Here is an 11,671-nt window from a genome sequence, read left to right as displayed (position 1 = left end):
TCAGCACCGGAAGCGGTGCTTCCGAAAGCGTGCCTCTTCGCCCCGCAAGCGGTAGAGGGGTGACTCGCGCCTGTCAGGGAGCAGCAATCCTGATGCCCAGTCGTTGCCTTAACCCGTGCGAAAGAAGTGAGGCAAGGACCCCGCCCCGTCAGGAGGCCGAGCGTAATCGTTGCAGAGAGGGACGAGCGGCATGGATGCCGCGAGAGGCGTGCGGGGCCATGGATGGCCCCTCACGCCGGGCCCCCGGCGCAACGATGGAGCGAGGGGAGTCCGGCGCAGCCGGACCCGGATGCAGGGGCAAGCCCTCTTGGTTACTTCTGGGGCGACTGCCAGAAGTGACTCGCCGGGAGGCGAAACAAAAAGCCGAAGCCCGCTCGACAATCAGCTTGGCTACGGACCTCCTAGCAACACTGAATGCAGACATAGCCTTCCAATCTGGCAGCTCGCCAATCTGGCACGCAGCATCAAGCCCTTGGCAAGCGGGCACAAGGCCAGCGTTGAGCAACTCCTTAGTATCCGGACGCAGAAACGCTTTGCAGCCGATACCTACAATAAGGAAGCCACGCATGCTCCGGTCCCCGCTGTTTCGTCTGTCCACCCTCGCGCTACTGATTGGCGCCACCGCGCAGGTCGGCGCCTATGAGCTCTATGCCGATGACGACACCCACCTGAACGCTGATCTGGAGGCCGTGTTCGGCCTGTTCCACAGCCAGGAGAACTACGCCATCACCGGTACGAAGAGCGAGGGCTCCTCGTCCTGGCGCGAGGGCTATGCCAAGTACGGCATCAGCTTCGACCAGGGCCTGGCCGGCGCCGGCACCGGCTACGGCAAGTTCAACCTGCTCAGCTCCGGCACCTGGGGCGATGGCGACGCGGCGGGCTTCACCGATGGCTCCGAGCGCACCACCAAGATCGAGGACGCCTACCTCGGCTGGCGTTCCGGCCAGCTGTTCGAAGCCCTGGGCGAGGATGGCGTGGACGTCTCCTTCGGCCGGCAGAACCTCATGATCGGCGATGGTTTCCTCATCAACGGCGACGCCCTGAACTTCGGCAAGGGCCTTGCCGACGGTGAGTTCAACCGTGGCGGCGCCTACTGGCTGGCGGCACGCAAGGCCTTCGACCAGACCGCCGTGCTGCGCCTCGGCGGCAAGGACGGCCTGCGTGGCGACCTGATGTGGCTGAAGTCCGACAACCGCGCCCAGGCCAAGACCGAGATGCTGGTGGGTAACCTGGAGCACGTGTCCGAGGCCGGCACCCTGGGCCTGACCGCCATCGATATCAGCGACGTCGACGAAGAATTCGCCAGCCCGTTCCAGGCCGAGCGCGACGGCATGAAGACCTACAGCGTGCGCGGCCAGGGCAACGCTGGCGTGGAGAACCTGTTCCTCTCCGGCGAATACGCCTGGCAGAACAAGAAGGACGTCGACGACGAAAACGCCTGGTACCTGGAAGCCGGCTGGACCTTCGCCGATGTGGCCTGGAGCCCGTACGTCAGCTACCGCTACAGCCGCTACTCCGAGGGCTTCGATCCGCTGTTCACCGGCTTCAGCCGCGGCTACGGCACCTGGTTCCAGGGTGAGGTGGCATCCAACTACGCCGGCCCCTTCAACACCAACACCCAGATCCACCACGTCGCCTTCAAGGTCTCGCCGCTGGAGAACCTGAGCCTCGGCGCGCTCTGGTTCGACTTCAACACCCTGGACCGCGACCTCGGCAACTTCGATGGCCGCGAGCTGGACCTCTACGCCGAATGGGCGGTGAGCGACAACCTGATCGTCATGCCCCTGGTCGGCCTCTACCAGCCGGACAGGAGCGCCGACGAAGGTGGCACCCAGATCGGCGGCGACGACCGCAACCTCTACAGCCAGCTGGTGTTCGTCAGCATGTTCTAACCCTGCCCGGGGCGGCGCAACCTGATCAGCGAAATGAATTTGCAGATTGCCAGTGCCGCCGAGGAACAAAGCAGCGTCGCAGAAGAGATCAATCGAAATGTCGAGGCCATCCGCGTCGTCACCGAGTCGCTCTCCGGCCAGGCCGAGCAGTCGGCACGGGTCAGTCGCCAACTCAATGAGCTGGCCAAACATCAGCAAGGGCTGATGCAGCAGTTTCGCGTCTGAGACCCACAAGGTCTCTTCGTGTCCAAGGGCAGCCTCGCTGCCACTCCCCGTCGCCACCGATCTGAAGGGTTACCCGCCCCGACTGGTCGGTGGCACCCCAGCCTTCCGCCACAAAGGTGTGACCAACGCCCGGGCAGGTCGCGTCATTCAGAAAAACCTCCCTGCTCGCAGAAGTCTCCATGCACACACTCCGCAAAGCCCTGCACAACGAGCTGCACTCGCGCCCGTCGATCTATTTCCGCGATCCGGCCCACGTCTACCACTTCGCCTTCGCCGATACCGAGGACGTCTGCGACGCCCTGGTCGAGCGCCTCAATCAGGCCGCCGACGCGCCCCTGACCACCAACGGCTCCCAGGGCCTGTTGCGCCTGGGCGAGAACACCCTGAAATGGGAGCGCCACACCGAGTTCTTCACCCTCACCCTGGTCGTGCCCCGCGTCTCCGGTGGCGAATACTGGCCGCCGCTGCCCGAAGCACTGGAAAGCCTGGTGGCGGACCATCGCCATCTGCTGATCAACGCCGACCAGGTGCTGGTGGAATCCGAAGCGAACTGGGCCGGTGACCCCAGTGCCTATGGCTTCAAGGACCCTTCGGGTTCCAACCTGGGCGGTGGCGATGCCGCCGCCTGGTCGGACTTCCGCCTGACCGAGGAAGGGGTTAACCGCATCCTCCTGGTCAACCGCCGGCTCAATGCCTACCGGCTGGGCCGCATGATCCGCCGCCTGCTGGAGATCGAGACCTATCGCATGATGGCCTCCCTCACCCTGCCGGTGGCCCAGGCGGTAAGCCTGCAGCTGAAGGAGTACGACAAGGAACTGACCACCCTGTCCGACCGCAATGCCGAGGGCAAGAGCAGCGCCAAGGCACTGTCGGCCGATATCGCCGCCCTCTCGGCGCGCATCGTGCGTAGCACCGCACGCACCCGGCAGCGCTTCAGCGCCACCGAGGCCTACGCGCAGATCGTCTTCGAGCGCGTCAACGAGTTGCGCGAAACCCACGTCGGCGACTGCCAGCGCCTGGGCGTGTTCATCGATCGGCGCTTCCGCCCCACCGTGCGCTACTGCACCGCCACCGACCAGCGCCTGGTGCGCCTGGGCCAGAGCGTTGCCAACCTGGGCGACCTGCTGCAGGCGCGGGTGCAGGTGGAAGTGGAGGAGCAGAACTCCGAGATCCTGCGCAGCCTGAATGCCCGCGCCGACACCCAGATCAAGATCCAGAGGGCGGTGGAAGGCCTGTCCATCATCGCCATCAGCTACTACCTGCTGAGCCTGTTCAAGCTGTTCTACGGTGGCCTGCACACCCTCGGGCTGGATGTCTCGGCGAAGACCGCGATCCTGGTGATGACGCCGGTGGTGGTGCTGATTCTGGGCGGCATCTTCCTGCGAATCAGGAAGGCGAAGGGGCATTGATCCCATCGACCAGACGCCTCGGTAGGATGGGTGGAGCGAAGCGATACCCATCAATTCCGCAGCGATGGGTATCGCAGGGCTCGACCCATCCTACAAATCCCAGTGCCGTAGGGTGGATGTCGCTTTTCACACCCACCAGCGAGGCCGAGCCCGGCACCGATGGTGGATCGATGAAGCGTGATCCACCCTACGGGGCTTGGCAGTGAAGCGCTCATCGGATGGAAAAAGAGCAGGCAAAAAAAGACCCGGCAAAGTGCCGGGTCAATAACCGTGATTAGCCTGATGAGGAGATAATCTGATGAGTCCGAAATCTGGGCTTGTCAGCTTATCCAACTGGCCGCGAGGCCAGTGGTTTGAATAATAACGATTCTCATTTCATAGTCAAGCGCGATTTCGCAGATTCTGAAAAATCATTGGCATTCGCCTGTCGCTCCGTCTTCCCCTGCTCTCCTCCAGCCCATTCAATCCAGCGCCATCCCCGCTTCGGCCAGGGTTCGGCGATAGCACTCGCGCAGCGGGTCCACGCGGCTCCAGACCTGCCCCGCGCATTCATCCAGGGCGATGTGGCTGCTGGCGCGGCAGCGGGCCTCCAGGCCGCAGCCCTGATAGAAGGCGTTCACCACCTCGACCATGGGCTCGCGCTGGTTCTCCATCAGCACCGCGGCGTGGGCCAGCACCACGTGCCGGCTGTCCGCGCGGCGACGCCGCCAGCGCTGGGCGGTGCCCACCAGCTTGCGCGCCTCCAGGTTGACGTTGTAGCGACCGTCGCAGAAGGCGCCGTCCACCTCGCCCAGCCCGCCTACCAGGCCCAGGTCGGCGAGCCAGTCGAGCATGGGTTGGCAAAGGCGCAGGTAGGCGGTTTCGATGCGGGTCAGTTCCCCTTCGTGGGGCGGCAAGGCATAGGCCAGGGCCACGTTGAGCACAGCGGGTGACTGGGGCACCGGCTCGCCGCCGCTGTCTCGCAGCGCAATCGGCCAGCCGAGGGCCACGCATTCGGCTTCGGCGGCAGCGAAGCCGGCCAGCCGGCTCATCCGCTGCGGCATCACCAGTGCCGCCTCGGTTGGCCGCCAGAGCAGCAGCCCGCATTCCAATTCGCCCTGCTGGACGCGGTCCAGCAAGTGGCGCTCCGCGTCCAGGCCTTCGATTACCGCGAAGCGTGAAATCTGCTGCATGAGTCCTCTCCAGTTCCGTCAAATTTACAGCGGCTTGCCGAAGGCAAAGCTTGGCCGCACCAAGCCATTAATACGTTTGCACTTTCCTGCCACTCGTCCCCCTGCTTGGGCCGCTAATCCGCCAGGAGCGGTTTTCACCCGGATGAATGATGGCACCCGGGCATCGTCTCTTATAAGTTTGTTTCAACCCGTTTCAAGAGCGATGTAACACGCCTTCACCGGCACTCAGCAAAGAGCCAATAAGGCCAACCGGTGCGAGGTGCTCCTGAAGCGGTCAGAGCGATCGAAAAATTCACCGCCACTCAAGCTGTGGAGAACCGCAGCCGTGAAGATCAATCGCTTGATTTCAGGGGAAACGCTCGTCACCAGAAAACCGGCAGACGACGACACCCGACACCAGGAAGACCCACACACCCTCGACGAGATCAATGTGGTGGAGCGCCCCTGGAAGGCCCACCCGGACCTGCCGGAAACCAAAGTCTGGAGCTACCGCGCTGCGGACTCCACCGCGGAAAGCTTCAGTCCGGTGATCTTCGCCCGCTACGGCAAGCCGGTGCTCTGCCGCTTCCACTGCAAGCTGCCGCAGGATCACAAGGGCGTGGGCGTCCCCTACATCTCGGTGCATCTGCACAACCTGCACTGCCCTTCGGAAAGTGACGGATTTCCCGGCGACTTCTTCAGTGCCGCGAAGCAGGGCCTGACCCTGGACTACAAGGGGGAATACAAGGACCACTTCTACCCCAACGTCTACGCTGGCCTGGACGAGATGCAGAACGGCATCGGCGACTACCGCGAGGCCCTCCGCACCCTGTGGTTCCACGACCACACCTGGCAGGCCACTTCGCAGAACGTGGTACGCGGGATGTTCGGTTTCTACCTGCTTTTCGACCACCTGGACTCCGGCGACGAGAAGGACCCGAACCCCGAGGCCCTGCGCCTGCCCAGCTACCCGTACGACTACACGCTAAGTTTCAACGACATGCGTTTCGACTCGAAGGGCCAGTTGGTCTTCGACCGCTTCAGCCCCGACGGCACCCTGGGCGACAAGATCCTGGTCAACGGCAAGATCGAGCCCGTGCTGCGGGTCGCCCGGCGCAAGTACCGGCTGCGCCTGCTCAATGCCGGTCCCTCGCGCTTCTACGAGTTCTACCTGAACGACAGCAAGGGCAAGGCGCAGACCTTCGCCTACATCGCCAACGACGGCAACCTGCTGCCCGCCCCCATCCGCAACATGGGCAAGGTGCGCCTGGGCGTGGCCGAGCGCGCGGACCTGGTGGTGGACTTCTCCAGGTACCCCATAGGCACCGAACTCTACCTCACCAACCGCCTGGTGCAGGACACGACGCGCGGCCCGGACAAGGTCGACGGTTCCGGCACCAGGGTGCTCAAGCTGGTGGTGGACCGCGACCCGCCGGAACAGGACCTCAGCCAGATACCCGATGTGCTGCGGCCACTGCGCCCGCTGTGCGACGAGGAAATCGCCCGGGCCAAGGTGCGCCGCTAGGTGTTCGACCGCAAGGGTGGCGAGTGGGCCATCAACGGCAAGCCGGAAAACATCCTCGACACCAGTGCCAAGATCGACAAGGGCGAGTGCGAGGTCTGGGAGCTGGTCAACGAGAGCGGTGGCTGGCAGCACCCGGTGCATATCCACTTCGAGGAAGGCCGCATCCTGAGCAAGACGGTCAACGGCATCCCCGTTGCCATTCCGGAACACGAGCGAGGGCGCAAGGACGTCTATGTGCTCGGCAAGAACGAGGCGGTCAGGGTGTTCCTGCGCTTCCGCGACTTCACCGGCAAGTACGTCATGCACTGCCACAACGTGATCCACGAGGACCACGGCATGATGCTGCGCTGGGACATCGAGGACGACACGCCGCCCGAGCCGCCAGCCGGGTGCGGCATCAGCTGAGCCACAGCCAATCCTCGATCGTTACTGGAGATGCCAGATGAACACTCGCAGAAACCTGCTGTTCGACGCCGGTGTGGCTGCCGCGGGCCTGGCCGCCCTGGGTAGCGGCCTCGTCGGCCGCGACTGGACCGCACCCGAACCCGAGTACGCCGAGGGCGACAGCTTCGGCGCCCGCTACTTCCCCAACGTCACCCTCTACTCCCACGAAGGCCGACGCGTGAAGCTTTACGACGACCTGGTGCGCGACAAGGTGGTGGCCTTCAACATGATGTACACCCTGTGCGGCGGCCTCTGTCCGACCATGACCGCCAACCTGCGCGGCACCCAGAAGCTCCTCGGCGAGCGCGCCGAGCGGGATGTCTTCATGTACTCCATCACCCTGCAGTGAACTGGCTTAATGAATTCGCCCCCACAAGGAGCTTTCGCCAACTGAGGCAGCTTCGCCGCCCTTGGCGAATGAATTCGCCCCTACAAGAGCGCCTCCTCCCTACTTGACGATGGCCAGCTCGAAAGAGCCCCGGTCGGCGTGCTCGTGCACCTGCATGCCCGACTCGCTCAGTGCCAGGTCCTGCAGGGGGCGCTTGAAGGGCTTGTTGTCCAGGGTCTGCAGGCTGCGGTCCTCGTTGGTGGTGAGCAGCAGCACGTAGCGTTCGCCCTGGTTGGCGCGGACCTGCACCGTGCCTTCTATGTAGGCGTAGCGATACCAGGTCTCGCCGTGCAACTGGTAGACGGCGTCGCTCACCAGGCGGGTCGGGCGCTTGGCGTCGTCGAGGAACAGCAGCGAGGGATAGACCACCTGGCGGTTGGCGAAGCTGCGGATGCGCAGGCCATAGCTGTGCTGCGAGCGCGGCAGCTTGAGGGCGCTGTAATAACTCCGGCCCATGGGAAAATCGAAGCTGGGGGACAGGTTGTTCAACTCCTCGAAGCGCGGCTCCTCGGCCGAGACCTCGGTGAAGGCGTCGTCCGACAGTTGGCCGCAGCAGCGGTCCACCAGGCTCTGGTAGAGGGCCTCGCCCCGCTCCTCGCTGCCTTCGAGCAAGGCCTTCATGGCGGCGCTGGGTTGGCCGTCCAGGGAAGGCAGCAGTGCGGCCTTGCGCTTGAACTCCAGTTCGCGGCTCTCGGTATAGGCGATGGGGCCCGGTCGTTCCGCACCCTGCCCCTCCTCCTTGCCCCGTGCCGGCACCGGCGAGTTGTGGGTGCGGCCCTGTTCATCGACCCAGGTGAAATAGGCCGGCCCCTGTTCCGGTCGGGAGTAGCCGCGCCCTTCCAGCACGTCGGCGTCTATGTACTCGGCCGAGCGCTGGCCATTGGGCAGGACGAAATCGCGCTGGCCCGATTCCACCTGGCCGGCGGCGTAGAAGCTGTTCTGCAGGTTGCCGCTGGCGTCCACCCAGGTGAAATAGCGCCGCTTGCTCTCGCCACTGGTTTGGCTGCCGGGCCAGCGGGTGCCGTCGTCATCCTGCAGGCGCGCCTGGTCGCTCTGCGCGATGCGCTTGGCGGCCTGGCGCTGCTGCTCGCTGTAGCGGCCGTCGACGAAGGTGTTGTGTACCCGGCCCTGGTCGTCGATCCAGGTCAGGTAGCGGCCGCCGGTGGCCTGGGCGGTGCCGGCAAGGGTCAGGGCGATGAGCAGGATGGATGCTTTCATCATCAGAAGGTCGTCTGGTAGGTCAGGGCGAGGATGTAGGCCTTCACCGAGGTCTCGACGTTCTGGCCCGCGTAGGGGTTGTAGACCAGGTTGTCGATGCCGGTGCAGTTGAGGTTGCAGCTGCTGTCGGCCTTGGTGCTCTGCCTGGAGGTGAAGTAGTTGAAGCCGATGTCGATGTTGGTGTCCTTGTCCCAGCGGTAACCGAGTCCCAGGCCGTAGAGGTGCGCATCGCCTATGGGCGCGAGCACGTCGGCCTTGTCGTCTGGGATGGCCGAGGGACGCCATTCGTAGCCGGCGCGCAGGGCCAGCCGGTCGTTCCACTGGTACTGCACGCCCAGGGCCCAGCTCCAGGTATCGCGGTAGCCACGGTCGAGGATGATGCTGGTATCGGTGGCCTTGCCGCCACCGAAGGTCTTGGCGATGCGCAGCAGGTCCAGCTCACGGTCGAACTCGATCTCGAATTCGTTCCAGTCGCTGTAGCCGCTCCACTTCAGGTCGGCGTTGACCTGCCAGCGCTCGGAGGGCTTGAGCTTGATGCCAGTGGAGAAGTTGTCCGGATAGGTCATGTCGAGGGAGGCGTTGCCGGACTCTTCGTCGACATTGCCATTGGGGAAGATCGGGCTCAGCACCTGGCCGAACAGCGAGGATTGCAGGCCCGACCAGAAGCCTTGCCACTCCTTGCTGTAGTCGACGCGGTATTTGCCCTGCAGGTGCATGCGCGCCTCGCTCTGGTAGGTGGCGCCCCAGGCGAACCAGTCGGTGGGCTCCCAGAGGACACCGATGTTGTAGGTGGGCGACAGCGACTGCTGCAGGTCCAGGTCCATGTTGGCGAGGCTGTCGAAGGGGCCGATCTTGCCGCCACAGACGTTGACCAGCCCGGACACCACCTCGCCCATCCCCGGCAGGCAGAGGAACTCGTTGAACAGCCGAGTCAGGCCGGTGAGGAAGCCCGGGTTGCGGAAATCCTGGTTGAGCGCCATGGCCTGGTGGGAGAAGCCGATGGACAGGCCCAGCGCCAGCTCGTCGTTCATCTGGTAGCCCACCGAGGGCGAGAAGTAGGTGATGCGCTGCAGGGCCACTTCACGTCCCTGGTAACGCGCCGGGTCGCTGTCCGAGTCCCGCGAGTAGCCCAGGGCCATGGGCGCGTAGACGTTGGTGGCGAAGGTGAACTTGGAGCCCGGCGGGTTGATCGAGAGCCCGGCCAGCGGCGCGAAGAGCACCGGCACCTCGGTCATGCCGCCCATGCCGGGCAGGTACATGGCCGGGGTCATGGTGCGGCTGCTGGAGTTCTTCACCGGGTCGTCGTCGAAGCCGAGGAAGCCGTAGTCCTCCGGCGCCTCGAATCGGGCACGGATATCCATCACCCCGGTGAGGAGCTTCACCGTGCTCTGGCGGCCCTTGAGCTTGGTCAGGGCGGCCGGGTTGTAGTGCACGGCGTCGATCCCGGAGGAATCTGCCGTGACGGCGTTGGCCATGGCCATTGCCTTGGGGTTGCCGATGGTCAGGTCGTTGGCCAGTTGCGCCTGGGCCAGGCCCGCCCAGCACAAGCCGACCCCGGCAATCGCCCGCGCAAGCGGCGACAGTTGCATGCTCATGAGGTACTCGCTCGCCGGTTACTGGGCCTTGAGGCCCTTGATGTCGAGAGGCACGGAGAGCCCCAGGAGTACGTCCGGTGAATCCTCGGTCATGCCGAAGCCGGCGTTGACGTTGACGATGTAGTCAGGCGACGTCCGCAGGCCGAGGGAGAAGTTCATGATCGAACTGGTCTGTTCGGTGCCCTCCAGGTTGTCGTTCTGGAACTTGTAGGTGGGCGCCATGCTGTAGGCCATCTGGTAGGAGGTGGCCAGGGACACGTCGTAGGACAGCGCGTAGGCGAAGCCCATGCTGAAGTTGAGGGTGTCGCCCGGCTCCACGTCTTCCAGGATGCGCCCGCCGCGCATCTGGTGGATGTCGTGCACCGGCAGGTTGTAGGTGTACCCGACGGAGCCGAAGAGCACGACCGGGTCGATCACGTAGGACATGTTGGCGCCGACGCCCAGGCTGTAATAGCCGCTGCCGGTGGACAGGTCATTCTCGGAGTTGATGTCGTACGGGCTCTCTCCGGTGGGGAGGCCGAGGGTGGCGAAGAGCGTGGTAACCGGGCGCCCGCGGGTGGAGGACCAGGGCTGCCAGCGCAGGGAGGCGGAGATGTCACCGAGGCTGTAGACATTCAGGTCGCGCTCGGTGTCGTACTTGGCGACGAAGGGCAGGCGCACGCTGAAGGTCAGGTTGTCCCACACCCCGTAGTCGAAGGTGAAGGAGTTGGTGAAGGTGTGCTGGGCCTCGCTCTGGCTGAGCACGCTGTAGACGTTGCTGCCGGTGCGGAAGGTCTCGATCTGGGTGTCGCGCACCAGCGAGTAGTCGAAGCCGTAGGTGAGCGTGCGCTCGCCCTTCTTCAGCAGCGTGTAGCTCTTCTCCGATGCCTGGAAGACTTCCTCCAACGCCTTGGCGCTGTCGGCGTCGTCCTCTTTCTTGCTCAGCGCGTCACGCGCGTCCTCCACCGAGGTTTCCTCGGCTTGCAGCGGCAGACTGGTACAGAGCACCAGCATGGCCAGCCATGCGTATTCCCTTGGTCCCATGGTGCTATCCCCAGGTCTTTCTTGTTATGTGCGGGTATCACTTGCGGCGGATGTAGCGGATATCGCCCCCCGAGCCGAGTTCATCGATTTCGTTCTCGGTGAATTTGGTGATCTGCGGAAATGTCTGGAACGCCAGCAGGCTGACGGTGCGATCGTCCACCAGGCGCAGGTCGCGCTCGGTCAGGGCCATGGCATTCCGGGGTTCGTTGCCCGAGGGGAAGATCACGAAGAGGACGTTCTGGTCCCAGATTTCCTCGAAACGGGCACGGGTGAAACTGATGTTGCCAAGGGCGGGGTCGGCGACGAACACATGGTCGTTGTAGACATCGCGTACCACCACGAAATGCTTGAAGCCGCCATAGTGGATCGGAACGATGGCCGGGTGCTCCAGGGCGTCGAGGTCGCCGAACTCGGCACGGAAGCCGCCGCTCTTGTAGCCCAGGGCACTGACGAAGCGCTTCATGTCGAGCAGCGAGAAACCGCGGCGCTCGACGATCTTCTCGGCCTCGCCGTAACGCAGCAGGCCTTCCATCACCTGGCGCTCTTCCAGGTTGCGGCCCAGGTAGTAGTCCAGCAGGCTGGTCAGCGCGGCCGAGCCGCAGCTGTAGTCGTAGGCCTGGCGGATGACGTTGCGGAACTGCAACTGGCTCATGGGCTCGACCACCGCCGTTTCGCGATAGGGCCCGTTGGGGGTAAGCGGCTGGCTGATATTCACCGCGCCTTGCGGCTGCGGCTTGGTATCCACCGCCTGGGTGAAGCCGAACAGACCCAGCAAACTGCCAACCAGGATTTCGATCATTG

Annotated in this window: 10 protein-coding genes and 1 pseudogene; 6 read left to right on the top strand and 5 right to left on the bottom strand. The window is 64.3% G+C overall.

From position 1 onward, the window contains the following. Positions 1–566: 566 nt before the first annotated feature. From E8F11_RS01030 to E8F11_RS01020, 3 genes and pseudogenes are all read left to right on the top strand, one after another. Positions 567–1,892 carry a hypothetical protein gene (locus E8F11_RS01030; protein WP_280286946.1) on the top strand — a complete coding sequence of 442 codons (1,326 nt, stop codon included), beginning with the start codon at positions 567–569 and terminating at the stop codon, positions 1,890–1,892. A 21-nt stretch (positions 1,893–1,913) separates the two neighbouring features. After that, positions 1,914–2,117, top strand: a pseudogene (locus E8F11_RS01025) (hypothetical protein); the annotation flags it as partial. Between the two features lie 179 nt (positions 2,118–2,296). After that, entirely contained in the window at positions 2,297–3,526 is a 1,230-nt protein-coding gene (locus E8F11_RS01020; protein ID WP_280286945.1) for a DUF3422 domain-containing protein, read from the top strand. 461 nt (positions 3,527–3,987) lie between these two features. Here E8F11_RS01020 and E8F11_RS01015 read toward each other — a convergent pair whose 3' ends face one another. Further along, a complete protein-coding gene (locus E8F11_RS01015) occupies positions 3,988–4,698 on the bottom strand; it encodes a lipoate--protein ligase family protein (protein WP_280286944.1) in 711 nt (236 codons plus the stop codon). 325 nt (positions 4,699–5,023) lie between these two features. Between E8F11_RS01015 and E8F11_RS01010 the strand changes: the two genes are divergently transcribed. Genes E8F11_RS01010 through E8F11_RS01005 form a run of 3 tightly spaced genes read left to right on the top strand, consistent with a single transcriptional unit; the run spans position 5,024 to position 6,995 of the window. Beyond that, positions 5,024–6,202, top strand: coding sequence for a bilirubin oxidase (locus E8F11_RS01010; protein WP_348529754.1), 1,179 nt, complete (start codon positions 5,024–5,026; stop codon positions 6,200–6,202). Then, entirely contained in the window at positions 6,203–6,607 is a 405-nt protein-coding gene (locus tag E8F11_RS30145) for a multicopper oxidase domain-containing protein (protein ID WP_348529753.1), read from the top strand. Positions 6,608–6,644: 37 nt separating this feature from the next. Continuing rightward, positions 6,645–6,995, top strand: a complete 351-nt coding sequence (locus E8F11_RS01005; protein ID WP_280286943.1) for an SCO family protein — start codon at positions 6,645–6,647, stop codon at positions 6,993–6,995. A gap of 99 nt (positions 6,996–7,094) precedes the next feature. Here E8F11_RS01005 and E8F11_RS01000 read toward each other — a convergent pair whose 3' ends face one another. From E8F11_RS01000 to E8F11_RS00985, 4 genes are all read right to left on the bottom strand, one after another. Continuing rightward, complete coding sequence (locus E8F11_RS01000) at positions 7,095–8,252, bottom strand: MalM family protein (protein WP_280286948.1); 1,158 nt, start codon at positions 8,250–8,252, stop codon at positions 7,095–7,097. A gap of 2 nt (positions 8,253–8,254) precedes the next feature. Then, positions 8,255–9,847 (bottom strand): outer membrane protein transport protein, encoded by a 1,593-nt coding sequence (locus E8F11_RS00995; protein WP_280286942.1) that lies wholly within the window; start codon positions 9,845–9,847, stop codon positions 8,255–8,257. An 18-nt stretch (positions 9,848–9,865) separates the two neighbouring features. Further along, complete coding sequence (locus E8F11_RS00990) at positions 9,866–10,840, bottom strand: transporter (protein WP_280286947.1); 975 nt, start codon at positions 10,838–10,840, stop codon at positions 9,866–9,868. A 67-nt stretch (positions 10,841–10,907) separates the two neighbouring features. Continuing rightward, positions 10,908–11,669 carry a C39 family peptidase gene (locus tag E8F11_RS00985; protein WP_280286941.1) on the bottom strand — a complete coding sequence of 254 codons (762 nt, stop codon included), beginning with the start codon at positions 11,667–11,669 and terminating at the stop codon, positions 10,908–10,910. Positions 11,670–11,671: the final 2 nt, after the last annotated feature.

Source organism: Pseudomonas sp. BN417, from assembly GCF_029871205.1.
Lineage (GTDB): Bacteria > Pseudomonadota > Gammaproteobacteria > Pseudomonadales > Pseudomonadaceae > Metapseudomonas.
The sequence above is the reverse complement of the archived record's forward strand: the minus strand, read 5'-3'. Positions and strand labels throughout refer to the sequence as shown.